We start from the raw sequence: 15,595 nt of genomic DNA, 5'->3' as shown, positions 1-15,595 counted from the left end.
ACCCACGACATCGTCGATATTTCAGCTGCAGAGAAACCCAGCTCAGCGGCCAGCCGTTTGGCCAGCCGCTTCTGCGTGACAGGATCAAAATTCGTCGTCTTGCACCAGACGAAAATAGCCGGCCTGCAAGCGCGTGTAGTCCTTGAGCGTGAGCCCTTCGAGATCCTTCACGCCGGCTTCGACCAGCGATGAAAACAGGTTCAGCTCGCGCAATTCATCATCGCCATTGGCGGTTGCTTGGGCTGCACGCACATCGCGTACGGTCGGGGCACGCATCACCAGCCTGTCGACCACCACACCATTCGCCTCGGAAGGCTTGCTCAGCTTCACAACGACGCGCTCAGCATCGACTTCGAGATAGGCAGGTACTTTCTTGCTCATTGGATAACTTCCTAATTAGATAGAGGGTGGTTACAGGCCCAGCGCCTGACGCTGTGCCGCGAGCTGGTCGACGCCATTGATGACGCGCTTCATACCCAGCGCATCGATCTCGTACACCACACGCCCGTCGACTTCGAGCTTGTAGTAAATGAGGGCCACCGAGTGCTTGATCTCGGCCTTTTCGCCGGCCTTCCAATCACCCATGTCGACCTCTTTGAGAGCTCCACGCAGGGTGACAATCACCGGAGTGATCTTGCCCTTGAGCCCCTTGTAGGCCCCCCGGAACACGCTATTGAATGCAGAGCCGTCTGCCAGACCGAAGAACTTCAACGACTCGCGGCGGACACCGGTCGTGGTAAAAGCGGCCTCCTGCTTTTCCATGCCCATTTCCAGCTCGACCGGCACGTCCATGCCACCGCCACGGTGTTCGTCCATCTTCAGGGTCAATTTCGGCAGGGTCAGACTGGGTACATCGCCCTGGAAGCTGACACCGTCTACGAAGAGGTTCAGGTTCGACAGGGTTTCGGGAATCATTGCCATGCGATGCGCTCCTTAAGCAGCAGAGTCGAGGACTTCGGTCAGCCATTGGTTGGTGACTTCGACGAGGAAATTGGGGTTTTCGGCCGGAGGGACATCGGTGAAGCGAATGACCCAGTACACCTTGCCCTGCTCCAGTTGGCTGGCCGTGTTGCGCTCCGGATCGGCGAAGACCTCGAAGTTGATAATCGCGCCCTGGTTCTTCAGGTCACGCATGAATGCCTGCAGGCCCTCGGTGACGTCCTTGACGTAGGTGGCAGTGATCGAGCGGTCGACCGCCCACTTGTGGCCGTACAGGATTGCGTCCATGACGATGTCCATCGTCCGTACGCGCGTGACAAACGCCCACTTCGGGTCGCTCGACAGGGTTCGGTTACCCCACAGGCGGTAGCCGTCATCACGAATGATCGTGGTGATGTTCGCGTTGTTCAGCAGGTTGGCCCGGCAGGTTTCATCGCCGTCGAGAAACTCGATCGGGCGAGTGGTGCCAGTGATGCCGGTGAACTCCTTGTTCGAGGGCGATGCCCAGAAGCCGTATTCGTTGTCAGTCCAGGCGAACAGCCCGGCCACCCAGGCAGAGCCCGGCGCATCGACCGTGGCGCTGGCGGTGGTGTCCCAGTACTGAACACCCGGATCCACCAAAAAGGCGCGCTTGGCGCCGAAGTTCTTAGCGTAGGCTTGCACTGCCTCGTCGGTGGTATTCGGTCCATCAAGGATCGCCAGCCCTCTCAGCTTGTCTGCCAAGCCAACGAGGGCTGTGCCGACCGGCAGGGTCGAGCTGTGTTTCGGGGTGATCAGCAGCCGCGGCTGAGCGTTGAAGCGGCTTTTGCCGTCGAGCAGCGCCTGCAGGCCCGTCCGCTTACCATCGACCAGCACGCCGCCGATGATCGCCGACGTCTGCTGGGCCGCATCAGCCACCTTTGCCACACCACAGGCAACAATGACCGCCCGTGCACGCTGGTAGATCGCCTGACAGGCCTTCGTGATTGCCGAATCAGGCCCCCAGGCTGCGATCGCTTCGCTCTCGCGGGTGATCAGCACCAGGTCGTTCGGCTGCGCACTGCAGGCCGGCCCAGGGACGAAGGTATCAACCAGTCCGATGATCGATGAAGACGGCAACGAAATGGTGCGGCTACCGGTGTCCACATTCGTGACGGTAACCCCGTGAAAAAAGCTCATAAGTCATTCTCCAGAAACGACAAGGCCCCGCAGATGCGAGGCCATGAAGGTGTTGTGAGTCAGCAATGGATAAGAAAACGCCCCGTCAGTGCGGGGCGCTCAAGGGGTTTGTTCGGCGATCCAGGGAGGGGCTACCGGACGGTGTGCAAAAGCTGGAAATTGATCGGACTGCGGCCAATCTCGCAGGTCCTGCATGTATCCAAGCAACTGTATGAACTGCTCGGCATTCAACGTCGTCTCACGATCGAGATCGATTTCGTCGCGATGACGTTCACGCAACCATTTGACACTCTCAATAGTTGCGTCACGCCACACCCGTTCTGCGGCAACCAGCAGTAATGGATCTTCTGGCGGCTTTTCGGGCTGTATCAGGCTGCCGAGGTTCTGCTGCCAGCCAACCTCGACTTCCGCACCGCACTCGACCCACACCAATGACGGGTGAAACGGTGGAAGCTCTACTGCACGCAGCAGCTCAACGACATAGCCGTCTTCAATACGAGCGAATTGCTTCATTGCTATCTCCATCGAATCACCACCATACCTGCAGCACCGGCGCCACTGGCCAAACCGGGACCATCACCACCACCGCCGCCACCACCTGGCTGGTTACCAGCGGCTCCAGTAGTACCAAATCCGCCCTGGCCGCCGCCGCCACCACGGGGAGCGGCACCGCCGTCCCCGCCTACGGTGTACTCACTCGGGTCACCGGGGTTGCCAGTGAGATTCAAGTCACCGCCGAAACCAGTCCCGCCGAGGCCGCCCGGCGCTGAACCATTGGCCGGCACAGCGATCCCCTTTCCTCCGGTCGCGCTGCAGTAGTCACCAAAAGAACTCGTTCCGCCTGTGGCACCTGCTGCACCACTCACCACAGGTGCACCACCCGCGCCGACCGTGACTGTGATCAAAGCGCCTGCCACCAGACCGGTGATTCTCTTGAATGCGTAGCCGCCAGGCCCACCGCCACCGCCACCAGCACCACCAGCACCGCCGCCACTACCACTGGCGCCACCACCCCAAACCTCCACATCAAATACGGAGTCGACCTTGGTGCTGGCAGGCACTGTGAAGGTGAAGGTTCCCGGCGCCGAAAATGCCTGTTGACCAGGGGTCATTGGTTTCAGCTTCGAGACCTCCAGCGCCAGAGCCGCGATATCAATGCTTCCCTGATTGATGGGCGTGTTCCAGGCCTTAACACACCACATTACAGCCAAGTTGCGCGGACGATTCACACCGAACAAGTTCGGAGCCACACCGGGCGTGTTGATTGCAGCTCCAGCACCTGTCACAACGGAAGCATTTGGGTATTGGGAAGCGATAACCGGGTCAGCACCGATGTGTGACGGCCCGGAATTGGGGTTTGTGCTGACCGCCGACCCCATGGTTTGAGTCCCAAGGCCATCGTAATCGCTTCCGACAAGCGTACCGACCTGGTAACTACCAACCGCCCGCCCAGCATCAACCCCACGACCATGATCCCAACCACGCAAGAACTCGCCACGGGACTCTGGCAGCCTGAAGTTACCAGCCCCTTCATCCCCCTTGTTGAATGAAGTACCGAGATACATGGCCAGATCCGGATAGGTCGCAATGCTCTGCACGCTACCATCAAGCTCCAGAAAGCCGGGCGGCACCGTTGCCTTGGGAAATGCCACCATCGAGCCAACCGGCAACGAGGATGCCTGGGCGACCTTCGAGTCAACCTCGCCCTTACTGTAGGCATCCGTGATGCCATAACCCGCCAGCGTGGCTGGGCTTGTACCGGCAATAACCCGACCGTTCTTGTCCACGGTCAGCTTCGTGTACGTGCCAGCGATAACGCCAGTCCGGCCGGCGATCATCTCAAACGCCAACGGCGTCGTGCCCAGGATGATCGGCGCATCGGTGATCAGTTGCCAGATGCTGTCGCCACCGACAGCGCCCTGCTCAACATGCACAAACAATCCCGGAGTGACTTCGATGCTCGTATCGGCATCGGCAGCACGGGGCCAAGCCCCCGCAGCCACCAGGCAGATACCATTGTCCTTGCCGGCGGCCTGATCCTTGACCAGCACCCGGGCGCCGGCCGCCAGTGCGACACCGTCGACCGTCTGCAGGCCGCTCAGCACGATCGGCGCCGTGGTGGCCACCTGCACCGAGTGCTTGAAGTCCTGCTTGTTCAGCGCCGCGATAATCGACGTGTCGACGTACTCACGCGTTGCCAGCACCACCGCCGGGTCAATCTTGAGCTGGATGTTCGCCGTGTTGCTGGTGACGATGTGCATCCGCACGACCTGGTTACGGCCCGAGCCCTGAACCAGCAACGGCTTGTAGCTCGGTGCACAATTGGCCACCGCCGAAAACACCCCGTCGACATCCTCCAGGGCTAGCTCGCGGATCCACCAGCCGCCTACGTTCGGAGGCAGCACCAACTCGGCTACCAACACATTGGCGTCGGTCGGAGACACGTAGAGCTGATTGAGCGGGGCCCGGTAGACCTGATTGATCAGCTTCGTCTGTTCGGGCGCCGGCACCGGGTCTGCGCCATTGGCATCGCCGATCAGCATGAAGCTCGGCTGCCAGGGGATACCCAAGGCATCACAGTTGGTTTTCTTGGCGGCACCGGCATTCGTCAGCATGCCGCCAAAAATAGAGTTTTGGTTAACCATTCAGGTACACGTCCTGTTCGTCATTCGTGATTGTGTGGACGCCGTAGGTGCCCAGCACCTGCACGTCGATATCGGGGTTTTCCCAGGGGTAAACGTCCAGCTCGTCGCCGTCGTATGTCATGACACCGACTACGCATGTGACGGGGCTCTGCAGGCTGATGTTGAGCGCGGACATGTGCCGACTGACCGGTTTGGCGTCGTCGATCAACGCCGTCAGCTCGGTGTACATGTCCTCGGTGATACCGGTGTCGAGTACACCGACCTCAAGGGCAAATGTCGCGGGCTCCCCCATCGGCGAGGTCTGCCACCACTCGGTGACCTTGAGCAGAAAGCCCAGCGGCTCGACAACACGACGGATCGCGCCGATCGTGCCCTTGCGCGAGTGCACAAAGAACGCCGATCGGCACACCGCTCGCTTGGTCGCCTCGGGCCAGGCGTTGTCCCAGCGATCCACCGACCAGGCCCAAGCGAGCTGGTGCAGCAGGTGCGCCGGGCAAGTATCGGGGTTGTACAGGGTGCGCAGGGGCACCTCGACGACCTCGTCAGCAGCGGCCTCGATGGCACGCTCCAGCTCGGTGCTGTTGTTCGGGAGAAGACTGTCCATCAGGCTTCCCCCATCACGATGTTGAAGCCCGTGCAGTAGGCCGCCTGGGACTTGCTGGGCGTGATGTCCACCCAGTTCGGCAGCTCGACCTTACTCACACCGCTGATATGCAACTGTGCATCCACCGCAGAACGCGACACCGCGACACCAAGCCGCCGCCGAGGGTTGATCCATGCAGCAAGGCGCCGCTGACACTCGGCCAGGATCGCTTCGTTTTCAGATCCGGAACTCGCCATGTGCACCACGGCATCGACGCGATACCGCAGGATCTCAGCAGCCTGCACCAACACCCGGTCACCCAACGGCCGGACATCCTCGTCGCTCAATGCCGCATGCACAGTATCCAGCAGATCCTGGCCAGCAACCCCCTCGTCGGCCAAGGCCAGCACCGTGACCACCACCACCGCCGGCGAGGGGCTTTGTGCCTCAGCGTCGGCCACCTGGCCAGAGGCATTACGGGCATGCAGGATGTAGCTGCTACGCGGCCCTGCCGTGGTCAGTCCCTCGTAAACGAGCTGGATCCGCTCGCGCAGTGCATCGTCCTCCTCCAGGACCTGCTCCACTGGGGGTACCGCTGTCAGATCCTCAGCCTGAACAACCAGGCGCTGCAGGCGGACATTGGCAGCCAACTGGTCGAGGTCACCACGCGCGGCGTAGGCCAGCAGCAGTGCCTTGGCCGCATCATTGACCCGGGCCCGGTTGCCGACCCTGCGATAAGCGCCGACTTCCAGCAGCTTCAGGACCGGATCGCTCTCAAGCTGCGCGTTCCAGCTCTCCCCCATGTACGATCGAAAGACAGCCAGGTCCGCCTGATACATATCCTCGACGTCCAGGCTTTCAAGCACCTGCGGTGCCGGAAGCGTCGACAAATCAACTATGCTCACGCGGCCACCTCAATTATTTGGTTATCGCCCAAGTACTGACCGGACAGCTCAAGCGAGATCCGGCCATCCAGCACAGAAAGCACCCTCACCCGCTGCAGCTTGAAACGAGGTTCCCAGCGTGCCAGCGCTCGGGCGACCTCAGCCTGTACCGCACTTTTCCAACCATCGTTGACGGGCAGGTCGACGAAGCGACGAAGGTCGCAACCGTACTCCGGGCGCAGCCGCCGGCTGCCAATCGGGGTCGATACAATGTCCTCGATCGACTGGACCAGGTGTTCACGATCGGAAAGAGGTAAGCCAGTACGGCGATCCATTCCGATCATGGCGGCTACTCCAGGGGTTCGAGGTCAGGGTGGGCCTTCAGAAAGGCGTATTGATCGTCACCGACCGCGTAGACGCGGCCTTCGGCGACCGGCAGGGTGCGGCCGTCAGGCATGACGAGGGTGCGCGAGGTGAACAACTTGTCGCGAAAGCCACGCGGCGGACCGATTGAACTTGCCGCCTCGATCGCGTCAGAAGAAACCGCCTGTCCGGTGTCCGGATCGGGCTGCACGACAACAGGGCTCGATTTGCTCATGGAATGCTCCAGAAACGAAAAAACCCGCACGCGGCGGGCAGATTGATGGGTAAAGGTCAGTGCTTGTGGTTAGCGCTGTTACCGGTCGTGTCCATGATCGAGCCAGCGCTGGTGATGTTGCCGGTGGTAGCGAGTGTGCCGTTGACGGTGACCGCACCCACCAGGTCGATCTTGCTGGAGAGCAAACGGATCTGATCCGGCGTGACCTCCAACTGAGAGCCGCCAACCTTGATCGTGACCGTGCCGGCCGGCAGCTCGATGGTGTAGCTGTTGGCCTGCCAGTCGTAGATCAGCGAACCACCGTCATCGAAGCGCCAGACCTCGACGTGGTCGCGGTTGTCGGGCTGCGGGCCCGCGTTGCCGTAAAGCCCCGGCACGAACGTGCCCTGCGCGGGATCACCGCTTGGGCTGAACAGGACGCCCTCTTCACTCAGGCTCGGCGCCCGCCAGTGCCGAGCCTTGCCCGCCGCTTGCGAATGCCATTTCACCCAGGCGCTGGCCCAACCGTCGCCGTCGGACACCCGCACCTTGCCAGCAACCAGATCGACCGCGACAACAAAGCAGGGAAGCACCAGGTCAGCAATCATCCGGTCATGCTGCGCAGAGGCGTAGCTCATACGGGATCCTCCAGCTCAACGGGGTTACCGTCATCGTCGGGCACCATCGGTTTACCGCCCGACTCGATCGGCCACGGCCATTCTTCCTTACCGAGGTAGATGACCTGCGTCCACTCGACGACCCAAACCGCCATGTTATCCAGCTCAGGGCGGCTCCAGTCACGTTCAGCGCGCACGAACTGAGCGGGCTCGACCTCGATACCCCAGGTCTGAATACGCAACAGGACAGCCAACTGGGCCGCTACAAACGCGACAACATGCAGGTGGTCATCGTCCTCCACACCCACGATGGCCCGCGCCTCGAAGCGCGCATCGATTGCCACCTCGCCCGTGCCAGGGTCGTGGTCTGCTGGCTCGAAGCCAGACAGTTCGAGCACCACCGCTGGCACTGCCACCGTCTCAAGAAGCCCAGGCATCGTTCCCACATAACCCAAACCGGGAATAGCGGCCCGGATGCCTTCTTCTATCGCCCCGTAAACCCGCGCAAGCGGGATAGGATCCTCAGACATTGCGAACCCTCCCTAGAAGTTTGTGCAATTCAAAGTTGAGTTCCTGCGTCATCACCACAAGGAGCCGCTGGTGGGCTTGGTTCGTCCATGACTCGAAGTGCGGCCGCACCTCGGCTAACGAGATCTTGGCCTTGGCGAGCGGGAACCGGCTGTCGTTCTCGGCAATCCAGCCGGAGCTGGACCCTCCCGAGGACGACACCTCGCTGTCCGGATAGTCGCTCGCCCTGAAATGCCGACTCGCCGTCCGGATCCAGATATCTGGCTTGCCGCCATATACCTGTTTGTAGAAGGCCCCCGCGTAGCGCCGGCCTGCGACTGATACGCCTGTACGTGACTGCCGGGGCCGGCCTGCGCGGCTGGCCTCGATAGGATCAAGACCAAACCAAAGCTTGCCCTGGCTGTTGCTGCCCGCCAGGTAAGCCCTCAAACGCTGCCGCACCGCTGCAATGGCGATACGCTCCTGCTGGCCAACCGACCGGGCAATGTGAGTACGCAGCCAACGCAACGTCTTGTTGATCGCACGGCGTTGCGCTGCAGCGATGGCCTTGGGCGCCAGGCCAGTGAACTGGTCGAACCCCTGAACCTGCCGAGCGTTGGCCTGCAGAGTGATCAGGCCGTCACGGGATGTCTGCCTGTAATGGCTGCCGATACTCATCGCACCTCCCGCAGAATGAAATTGACCCAGCCAGTACCATCGGGCTCCCGCTTGGCGATGACGTACCGACCACCGCCGTCTGCGGGAGCCAGCTTGCACACCAGATGCAGGCCTTCCTTGATGCCATTGGCATCACCAACGCGGACCGAGTAGACGGGCTGCCGAAGACCGGTATTGATGGTCCCGACCCTGGGCTGCTGCCAAGGCACGGAGAGAAAACCACGCACCGGATCGTCGAGCCCCTCGATCTCAGCCTCATCCCCCAGGGCGTCCAGTAGCGATTCGTCCATGAATGCCACCTGGTCGCGAAAGGTCATGATCAGTCGTCCCCACCCGGGTTACCCGGGTCATCGTCGTTGTCATCATCGCCGGAGGCGCCGCCGTTGGGCGAGCCACTCTGAGCCCCGCCAGGAGCTTGGGAGCCGCCGGGCTGCTGGCTACGGCCGGAAGACCGCGCAGCAGGTGGGTCCAGTTTCCCACGAGCCACGATCTTGCCCTCATCCAGCAGCAGATCCCGGATCTCAGTGGAGGGGGCCACGTACACATCCCCCTTCACGTAGACTTTCTTGCCGTCCTGAATGCAGCCATCAACCACCACGTACTCGACTTTGGCCATGTCACACCACCTTGGCGTAGAGGAAAGCGTTCGGTTCAAGCAGGCCGGCCAGAGGAGCTGCTTGCAGCTTCAGCCAACGCACGCTCGGCTCTTGGGTGACCCAGCTCTTCGGGAAGCGGGCCGCTTCCACCAAGCCGCTCTCGATGGCCTCGATGTCCTGAATCGCGGCATACAGCATGGCGTTACGGGTCGACGAGGAGCCGAGGATCAGGCCGCCCGCAGGAATGAGAGGTTGGGGCTCGCCGTCATCAGGCAAAACCCACTCGTCGTAGGTGTAAATATCGACGCCCGGGTCGTTGAGATAGCCGAGGTAGGTGACACCGTCCGGCAGCTCTTCAGGTTTGATCATGCCCATGTCGACCCGGCGAGTGTTGAGTTGCTTCATCACCATCTCGTTGCCCTGGAAAGCATCCTGCGCTTCACCGCTGAACACCGCGACGTTGGCCGTACGCCCCGAATCCTTGGCAATCAATCGCCGCCACTGCCGCATATTGGCAATCGGATCAGAACCGGAGGTGTTCCAGCGTCCAGAGGCGAGGGTCACCTTGTGGCTGTCTTCCATGAGGAAGTCGATGGTGTCGTCCACACCCTCGCCAACCACACGGACACGGCCGGTGGTCAGGGCCTGGGCGCACATCCATTCCTCACGACGGGTGATCTCTTCGTCGAGATCTACCAGGTCACGACCGAGCATCTCACCAGCGCGCTCGGCGGGAGTGCGTGCAGAGAACGGGTTATCACCCGGCGCACGCTTCAGAATCTGCTCTGCCCGGGTAGGCCGCTTGGGCTGCACGTAGGGCGGCTTGTAGGTCGCGCTCTCCATTCCCTTTCGCAGCGAAACGCTACCCGGCAGGGTCGGATGAACGAACGGCGCCATCTTGCGCTGGCCCTTGATGATGTCGATCGTCACCGCCTCGGTGCCAAAGGTCTGCGGGTTCGCCGCATTGAAAAAGGTGTTCATGAGGAAGCGGCGCGGCAACGTCATCTGCTCGACGGCTTCCAGCATGGTCAGGGTGTCGAAAATGTCAGTCATGGTGTCTCCGATCAACGAATGAAGAGGCTGAGAGGCCGCAGGGCAACCTTCACGGTGGCAAGGGAAAGCCCTTCGCCGAGGACCAGCTGGCTACCCAGCACCTGGCCGGTCAGGCGCACCGGAGCGCTTCGGGCCCCGTCCGTGGTGTCGACGTCCTGGTCGAGGATGACGGACGGCGCCTGCGAGCCGTCTTGAGCAGCGGCCTTGCACAGCACGTACTCCTTGGAGGCCGTAACCTGGCCGAGTACCGAGCCGCTTTTGAGCTGCTGGCCAGCGGCGATAACGACAGCTTCCATCACGACAGGAAAATCACCTGCCGAGATCTGGCTCGGGATGTAGGATTTGCGTTCGGGATTGCTCATGGGATCTCCTTCAACGACGCTTGTTGGTAGCGCCAGCGACAATGGAGCCAACAGCAGCCTTGCGCTCGCCCTCTTTGCCGTCAGCGTTCGGGGTGGTTCCGACGACGCCCTGGGCGTCGCTCTTGATCGCGCTCAACGAGATGCCGCGGTCCTGGGCAGCCTTGAACAGCACCAGGGCGGTGGCCTCGACCGAACTGCCGTCGTCGATCGCGGCCTCGATCTCCTTCTCGAAGCCCTTACTGGCCAGCGCGTTGATGCCGTTGATGCGGGTGCGCTCAGCCGCCGCCGCTTCGGCACGGATCGCACTGACATCCGGCTGGCTGGCCTGGGCGATCTCGATGGTGTTGGGGTCAGTACCGGCTGCCAGAGCGGTACGCAGTTCTGCCGTGCTATTGACGGTGGTCATGGTGTGTATCCTTGGTGAGTTGATGGCCGGCTTGGCCAGTTCGGTGATCAGGGATTCCAGCGAGCCCGTGCGGTGGGCCAAACCGTGCTGGACGGCATCGGCACCGACGCGAAGACCGCCGTGGTCGCCCATCTCGGGGACCTTCTCGGGATCAGCCCCGAGGTTGCGGGCGACCTTGGCCACGAAGACATCGCCCAGGGCGTCGATCGTTTCGCCCAGCTTGGCGCGCCCCTCCTCCGTAGAGAGGTCAGGACGCTTGTTTGGCGCGTTGCGGCTGACGATCGAATAGCGCTTGCGACCGCTCGCGCTCTCGTTCTCAACCACGGTTTCCACGACAACGCCGATGCTCCCCGCCAGACTGGCTTCGTCGATGACGATTTCACTGGCGGCCGAGGCGATCCAGTACGCCGCACTCGCTCCAGTGCCGCCGATGTAGGCGACGATGCGCTTGCGGGACCGGCCGGCGAAGATCATCTCCGCCAGCTCATTGATGCCCGATGCAACACCGCCCGGGCTGTCGATGTTGAGCACGATCGAACGGACCTTGGGGTCATCCAGGGCACGCTGAATGTCGGTGGCCAGGACCTGGGTGCTGGTCGCACCACTGATCTCGGTAAACAGATTGGCGTAGCGGAAGATCGGGCCCACGACCGGCACCACGGCTACGCCATTGCGCATCGTGACCTGGCGGGTGTCTTCCAGCCGCTCGCCACGCTTGGTCGCCAGCGCCATCGGATCGCCCATGCGATCGGAGATGGTCAACAGGTTATCCAGCGCGTCGGGCAGCATTAGCCAGGGCTGCGAGGCAGCCAGCTCAAGTGCTCGCGGCATGCTTATTCCTCTTGGGGGGTTGGGTCTGGCGGATTTTCAAGCCCGCCCTTGGGCAACGGCTGCAGGTTGTTGGCCCGGCGCTGCTCCACTTCACGCACGCGCTGACGGAATACCTGCTGCCAGGGCTCGCCGGTCATGGCGGCCGTTTCCAGGGTTTCGTTGCTCACGCCGATATCAATGCGCTTGCCGGCGGCGTTGGCTTCCTTGAGTTCGTCAATGGCACCGCGAGCAGGACCAATCCAGATGGCTTGGCAATAGGCTTTGCGCCTGGCCGGATCGGCATAACCAGGTAGATCGATCATGCCCCTGGCCACCGCCTCGTCGATCAGAAGCTCGCGACTGGGCTGGCAGAAGTCACACGCCAACCACCAGCGGCGCAGGCTGTAGAACCGCCACGCCTGCAGCATCGCAGCACGGGCCGCGCTGTAACTGCTGCTGTAGTGCAGCAGCAACTCCTCCATCGGCAGTTCCAGGGCGGCGCCGATCTCCTTCACCACGGCGGTGAAGAACGGATCGAACTGGGCGTTGGGCCGGCCCGGGTTAGCCACTACCGGCTCCTCGCCGACGCCCAGGTCGACCACAGCGCCCTCGCCCAGGCTCAGCTCACCATCGGAGGTGTCGTCGCCGCCGGGTTGCTCATCGCTCAATGCAGTCATCGGGAGATTACCGGACTGGAAGTCCGAGCCCTTCTTGATGAACACGGTGAACATGGCCGAGATCACCGCCGCCATCAGCTCGGCGCTGCTGTAGCGCTCCAACTTCTGCAGTGGCTCCAGCACCGGGGCCAAGTAGGGAGCCCCACGCTTCTGACCGGGCCGCTCCTTGTCGGACAGCACATGCAGCACCCGGCGGCGACCGGTCTGGGCACCGAAGGCGCTCAGCCGCTCCCAGACCAGCGGCTTGCCGACGACATGCTCACCGGGGTAGCCAGTGCAAACGTGGTACGCCACCGGAGCGCCCAGGTCGTCGAACTCGACGCCATCCACCAGGTTCGACCGGTCAAGGCCGTTGTTCGGGTTGCCGACCCGGTCGGACTCAATCAGTTGCAGCCGGGTGCTGAAGATGCAGCCCGGTCGCTCCTTGTCCGGCGTGGCCACCAACACATCGCCGCCAACCAGTGACGACACCAGGACCAGCGCCTGCAGTTGGTAGTGGTTGAGCGTGGCTTCCGCATCACACTCTCGCGGATCGTCCGCGTACAACGACCACAGGCGATCGAGCCGACCGTTGAGATCGTCGGCCTGCTCCTCCGTCAGGCCCAGCGCGCCATGGTCGACCTGTGCACGGCAAACCAGGCCGGTGCCCACCACGTTGGTGCGCAATCGAGTGATAGCCGCCCGGGCCACCAGGTGGTTACGCATCGCATCACGCGATCGCGCCACCAGCATCCGGCGCTCACCTCGGTTGAAGTCACGACGCGGGCTGCCGAGCCCGGGGATCCAGCTGGCCATGCTCCGTAGCACCCGCGAGGCGCCGCGCCAGCGGGTTTCAACGCCGCCGCCACCGCCCTGGGAGACGATCTGCTGGCCGTCGACCGATGCCCTGGCCACCCGGATCGCCTCCTGCATAAGCTGCTCGGCAGCACCATCCCGCTTTCTGAATGGCCACATGGTCAAATCCCCAGGTACGAGACGCGACTGCGGCTGCGGCGCTGCAGGGCGGCCTGCTCGTTGGCGACCTCCTGGGCGTACTGTTTTTCCAGCAAGCGCAGGCTGTTCAGCTCCGCCAACTGGACCTCGCGGTCCTGCCGACGCACCCGCTGGCCGTTTTTCAGGACGGCAGAGATCGCCGCCCGGACCTCTGCAAGGCGCTTTTGTGCATCTGTCATGGTGAACCTCGATTAGCCGACGCGGCTCCGGGTGCCCCTGCCGCGAGCTACTACACGGCGAGGAACTGGCGCCACCGCCTGCTCAGTATTGAAAAGGGTTGGCTGGAGCTGTTGCTGCTCCAGCTGGTCCCACTCGTTGTCGCGCAACAGGTGGGTCTTCAGGCTGCGGGCCGCGTGCAGGGCATAAACCTCACAGTCCAGCGCTTCGTTGCGCCGGCCTGCCTTCTTCTGCCAGACCATCTTGCTGGGTTGGCGGGGATGAGGCGCCAGGACCTCGTTGGTCAGTTGCTCGTAGTAGTCCGCGCGGATCTCGCTGTACCAGTGCATGCGACCTGGTCCATTCCCCTTCAGGCGGATCCGGCCGTCGATCAGCGTCTTGGCCTTGTGCGTGCCGACGATGAATACCCGCAGGCCATATCTCGCAGCCTTGGTGTTGTCCTGGGTGGTGTCGATCGACTGGGCCGGTTTGGTGAAGATCTCCCGATCCCGACTGTCGATCGAGGCGCCCTTGATCGCCATGATGTTGAAGCGCTGGCGATCCCGGACGTAGGTGTACACCGCATCACTGGTGTTACCGTCCGAGCTGTCGACGCTGACGGCCGAAACAGCGAGCTGCGCGCCACCCTCGGCCTGGATCGGCGTAGCAATGATCCTGTCCAACTCCGTCCACACCGGGTCGTTGATGTCCTTGGGGTTGCCTTCCAGCTCCCCCCAGTAGAGACGCCAGGACTCCTCACCTCTGCCCCAACCCACGATGACCAGGGCCAGTCGATCGCCCTGCACGTCCACACCGACCGTAACCAACAGCACGCCCTTCGGGGCGGTCAGCTCGGCGTAAGGCTCGGCCCGCTTCTCCAACTCGTCGGTCTTGGGCGCGTTGCTCTTGTATTCGTAGCTCTCGCCTTTGGAGCTGTTGGTGAAGGCGATCATGGGGCCGATGTTACCCAGCGAAAGGGCATGCTCAGCCTGCAGCTTCTTCTCCATCAGCACCTCAAAACGCGAGCCATGGAACGTGGCATACAGTTCATTGAGAATGTAGCCGGCGATCCCGCGAAACTCGGCCGTGGCCTCCCAGCGACCGCTCTTGAGGTTGGCGTTCTTCTGGTGGTCATCCCAGATCTCGCCGCAATGCGGGCAGGCGTAGTACGCCGTTTCTGGACGACGCTTACCGTAGATCTCGTGATGGTAGCTTTCGTCCTCGTCACAGTGCAGGTGATCGAAACTCAGCGCATGCGACTGGCCGCAGCCGTGGCAAGGAACCAAGCCCACGCGCTTGTCCGACAGCTCCAGTTCCGCATCGATTGCGGACAGGCCCTTGATGGTCGGCGTCCCACCGATGATGATCTTCGACCGCCGAAAGGTCTTGAGACGCTCCTTCGCCAGCTTGATGCTGTCGCCCTGCCCCCGCAGGTTGAGGTTGCAGTCGTCGGGCTCCTCGATCGCGACCCGAGGCACCGGGGTCGACTTCACACTGGACGGGCTGTTGGACCCGACCATCTTGAGGAATCCACCTGGGAACCGCTTGAAGTCCTGCCGCTGCTGCAGCTTGCGACTACGCAGATCGACTTTCTTACGCAGGCGCCGAGTGGCCTCGATCATCGGCTCCAGTTTCTCAGCGACGTACTGCTTGGCCGCCTCGGCCTTGGGGAACAGGATCAGAATCGGCGACGGGTCGAGATCGATCCACTTGCCTATGGCGTTGCCCATCACGCCCGAGGTCCAGGCTACCTGCGCCGACTTGCGGCCGACGACCTCAATCACGTTCGGATCGTCCAGCGCTTCCAACGGGCCACCTGGCCACACCAGGTGCGGCGTTTTATCGAACCGATACTTGCCCGGCGTGGCCGATTCTTCCGGCGACAGCCAACGGTATCTGTCTGCCCACTCGATGATGCTCATGCGTGGCGGCGGCGCCCACTTGCGGCACACGC

Annotated in this window: 20 protein-coding genes; all 20 read right to left on the bottom strand. The window is 62.4% G+C overall.

Annotated features, from left to right (window positions below):
• Positions 1-84: 84 nt before the first annotated feature.
• Positions 85-381, bottom strand: a complete 297-nt coding sequence (locus HX851_RS27835) for a phage tail assembly protein (RefSeq protein ID WP_177062523.1) — start codon at positions 379-381, stop codon at positions 85-87.
• A 30-nt stretch (positions 382-411) separates the two neighbouring features.
• Positions 412-921: a phage major tail tube protein gene (locus HX851_RS27830; RefSeq protein WP_177066275.1), complete on the bottom strand. Its 510-nt coding sequence runs from the start codon at positions 919-921 to the stop codon at positions 412-414.
• Between the two features lie 12 nt (positions 922-933).
• Positions 934-2,097: a phage tail sheath subtilisin-like domain-containing protein gene (locus HX851_RS27825; protein ID WP_177066274.1), complete on the bottom strand. Its 1,164-nt coding sequence runs from the start codon at positions 2,095-2,097 to the stop codon at positions 934-936.
• Between the two features lie 99 nt (positions 2,098-2,196).
• Positions 2,197-2,610: a tail fiber assembly protein gene (locus tag HX851_RS27820; RefSeq protein ID WP_256262841.1), complete on the bottom strand. Its 414-nt coding sequence runs from the start codon at positions 2,608-2,610 to the stop codon at positions 2,197-2,199.
• Between the two features lie 2 nt (positions 2,611-2,612).
• Complete coding sequence (locus tag HX851_RS27815) at positions 2,613-4,742, bottom strand: phage tail-collar fiber domain-containing protein (RefSeq protein WP_177066272.1); 2,130 nt, start codon at positions 4,740-4,742, stop codon at positions 2,613-2,615.
• Entirely contained in the window at positions 4,735-5,346 is a 612-nt protein-coding gene (locus HX851_RS27810; protein ID WP_177066271.1) for a phage tail protein I, read from the bottom strand. The genes HX851_RS27815 and HX851_RS27810 overlap by 8 nt, the downstream gene beginning before the upstream one ends.
• Entirely contained in the window at positions 5,346-6,230 is an 885-nt protein-coding gene (locus tag HX851_RS27805; RefSeq protein ID WP_177066270.1) for a baseplate assembly protein, read from the bottom strand. The genes HX851_RS27810 and HX851_RS27805 overlap by 1 nt, the downstream gene beginning before the upstream one ends.
• The gene (locus HX851_RS27800; RefSeq protein ID WP_177062519.1) at positions 6,227-6,553 is read right to left on the bottom strand and encodes a GPW/gp25 family protein; all 327 of its coding nucleotides are present in this window, start codon (positions 6,551-6,553) and stop codon (positions 6,227-6,229) included. Before HX851_RS27800 ends, HX851_RS27805 begins: the two co-directional genes overlap by 4 nt.
• Positions 6,554-6,558: 5 nt before the next feature.
• Entirely contained in the window at positions 6,559-6,807 is a 249-nt protein-coding gene (locus tag HX851_RS27795) for a hypothetical protein (RefSeq protein WP_177066233.1), read from the bottom strand.
• 56 nt (positions 6,808-6,863) lie between these two features.
• Entirely contained in the window at positions 6,864-7,424 is a 561-nt protein-coding gene (locus tag HX851_RS27790) for a phage baseplate assembly protein V (RefSeq protein WP_177066269.1), read from the bottom strand.
• Positions 7,421-7,933 carry a hypothetical protein gene (locus HX851_RS27785; protein WP_177066268.1) on the bottom strand — a complete coding sequence of 171 codons (513 nt, stop codon included), beginning with the start codon at positions 7,931-7,933 and terminating at the stop codon, positions 7,421-7,423. The genes HX851_RS27790 and HX851_RS27785 overlap by 4 nt, the downstream gene beginning before the upstream one ends.
• A complete protein-coding gene (locus HX851_RS27780; protein ID WP_177066267.1) occupies positions 7,926-8,588 on the bottom strand; it encodes a hypothetical protein in 663 nt (220 codons plus the stop codon). The genes HX851_RS27785 and HX851_RS27780 overlap by 8 nt, the downstream gene beginning before the upstream one ends.
• Positions 8,585-8,905: a head-tail joining protein gene (locus tag HX851_RS27775; protein WP_177066266.1), complete on the bottom strand. Its 321-nt coding sequence runs from the start codon at positions 8,903-8,905 to the stop codon at positions 8,585-8,587. Before HX851_RS27775 ends, HX851_RS27780 begins: the two co-directional genes overlap by 4 nt.
• A 2-nt stretch (positions 8,906-8,907) precedes the next feature.
• Complete coding sequence (locus tag HX851_RS27770; RefSeq protein ID WP_177066232.1) at positions 8,908-9,204, bottom strand: hypothetical protein; 297 nt, start codon at positions 9,202-9,204, stop codon at positions 8,908-8,910.
• A 1-nt stretch (position 9,205) separates the two neighbouring features.
• Positions 9,206-10,237, bottom strand: coding sequence for a major capsid protein (locus tag HX851_RS27765; RefSeq protein WP_177066265.1), 1,032 nt, complete (start codon positions 10,235-10,237; stop codon positions 9,206-9,208).
• Between the two features lie 11 nt (positions 10,238-10,248).
• A complete protein-coding gene (locus HX851_RS27760) occupies positions 10,249-10,599 on the bottom strand; it encodes a head decoration protein (RefSeq protein WP_177066264.1) in 351 nt (116 codons plus the stop codon).
• Between the two features lie 10 nt (positions 10,600-10,609).
• On the bottom strand, positions 10,610-11,836 hold the full coding sequence (locus HX851_RS27755; protein WP_177066263.1) for a S49 family peptidase: 1,227 nt from the start codon (positions 11,834-11,836) through the stop codon (positions 10,610-10,612).
• Between the two features lie 2 nt (positions 11,837-11,838).
• Positions 11,839-13,446, bottom strand: coding sequence for a phage portal protein (locus HX851_RS27750; RefSeq protein ID WP_177066262.1), 1,608 nt, complete (start codon positions 13,444-13,446; stop codon positions 11,839-11,841).
• Between the two features lie 2 nt (positions 13,447-13,448).
• Positions 13,449-13,664, bottom strand: a complete 216-nt coding sequence (locus HX851_RS27745; protein WP_177066261.1) for a hypothetical protein — start codon at positions 13,662-13,664, stop codon at positions 13,449-13,451.
• Between the two features lie 12 nt (positions 13,665-13,676).
• The gene (locus HX851_RS27740; protein WP_177066260.1) at positions 13,677-15,563 is read right to left on the bottom strand and encodes a phage terminase large subunit family protein; all 1,887 of its coding nucleotides are present in this window, start codon (positions 15,561-15,563) and stop codon (positions 13,677-13,679) included.
• Positions 15,564-15,595: the final 32 nt, after the last annotated feature.

Origin of the sequence: Pseudomonas gingeri (assembly GCF_013385635.1) — a bacterium.
In the GTDB taxonomy this organism is placed as follows: Bacteria; Pseudomonadota; Gammaproteobacteria; order Pseudomonadales; family Pseudomonadaceae; genus Aquipseudomonas; species Aquipseudomonas gingeri_A.
This window is presented reverse-complemented; position numbering and strand designations above follow the sequence as displayed.

What these genes read in the sequence shown, in the direction of transcription:
- HX851_RS27800 (WP_177062519.1), bottom strand. Translation starts at nt 6,553, where the DNA reads ATGATCGGAATGGATCGCCGTACTGGCTTACCTCTTTCCGATCGTGAA.
- HX851_RS27750 (WP_177066262.1), bottom strand. Translation starts at nt 13,446, where the DNA reads ATGTGGCCATTCAGAAAGCGGGATGGTGCTGCCGAGCAGCTTATGCAG.
- HX851_RS27795 (WP_177066233.1), bottom strand. Translation starts at nt 6,807, where the DNA reads ATGAGCAAATCGAGCCCTGTTGTCGTGCAGCCCGATCCGGACACCGGA.
- HX851_RS27780 (WP_177066267.1), bottom strand. Translation starts at nt 8,588, where the DNA reads ATGAGTATCGGCAGCCATTACAGGCAGACATCCCGTGACGGCCTGATC.
- HX851_RS27765 (WP_177066265.1), bottom strand. Translation starts at nt 10,237, where the DNA reads ATGACTGACATTTTCGACACCCTGACCATGCTGGAAGCCGTCGAGCAG.
- HX851_RS27825 (WP_177066274.1), bottom strand. Translation starts at nt 2,097, where the DNA reads ATGAGCTTTTTTCACGGGGTTACCGTCACGAATGTGGACACCGGTAGC.
- HX851_RS27790 (WP_177066269.1), bottom strand. Translation starts at nt 7,424, where the DNA reads ATGAGCTACGCCTCTGCGCAGCATGACCGGATGATTGCTGACCTGGTG.
- HX851_RS27815 (WP_177066272.1), bottom strand. Translation starts at nt 4,742, where the DNA reads ATGGTTAACCAAAACTCTATTTTTGGCGGCATGCTGACGAATGCCGGT.
- HX851_RS27785 (WP_177066268.1), bottom strand. Translation starts at nt 7,933, where the DNA reads ATGTCTGAGGATCCTATCCCGCTTGCGCGGGTTTACGGGGCGATAGAA.
- HX851_RS27775 (WP_177066266.1), bottom strand. Translation starts at nt 8,905, where the DNA reads ATGACCTTTCGCGACCAGGTGGCATTCATGGACGAATCGCTACTGGAC.
- HX851_RS27770 (WP_177066232.1), bottom strand. Translation starts at nt 9,204, where the DNA reads ATGGCCAAAGTCGAGTACGTGGTGGTTGATGGCTGCATTCAGGACGGC.
- HX851_RS27820 (WP_256262841.1), bottom strand. Translation starts at nt 2,610, where the DNA reads ATGAAGCAATTCGCTCGTATTGAAGACGGCTATGTCGTTGAGCTGCTG.
- HX851_RS27740 (WP_177066260.1), bottom strand. Translation starts at nt 15,563, where the DNA reads ATGAGCATCATCGAGTGGGCAGACAGATACCGTTGGCTGTCGCCGGAA.
- HX851_RS27835 (WP_177062523.1), bottom strand. Translation starts at nt 381, where the DNA reads ATGAGCAAGAAAGTACCTGCCTATCTCGAAGTCGATGCTGAGCGCGTC.
- HX851_RS27830 (WP_177066275.1), bottom strand. Translation starts at nt 921, where the DNA reads ATGGCAATGATTCCCGAAACCCTGTCGAACCTGAACCTCTTCGTAGAC.
- HX851_RS27810 (WP_177066271.1), bottom strand. Translation starts at nt 5,346, where the DNA reads ATGGACAGTCTTCTCCCGAACAACAGCACCGAGCTGGAGCGTGCCATC.
- HX851_RS27745 (WP_177066261.1), bottom strand. Translation starts at nt 13,664, where the DNA reads ATGACAGATGCACAAAAGCGCCTTGCAGAGGTCCGGGCGGCGATCTCT.
- HX851_RS27755 (WP_177066263.1), bottom strand. Translation starts at nt 11,836, where the DNA reads ATGCCGCGAGCACTTGAGCTGGCTGCCTCGCAGCCCTGGCTAATGCTG.
- HX851_RS27760 (WP_177066264.1), bottom strand. Translation starts at nt 10,599, where the DNA reads ATGAGCAATCCCGAACGCAAATCCTACATCCCGAGCCAGATCTCGGCA.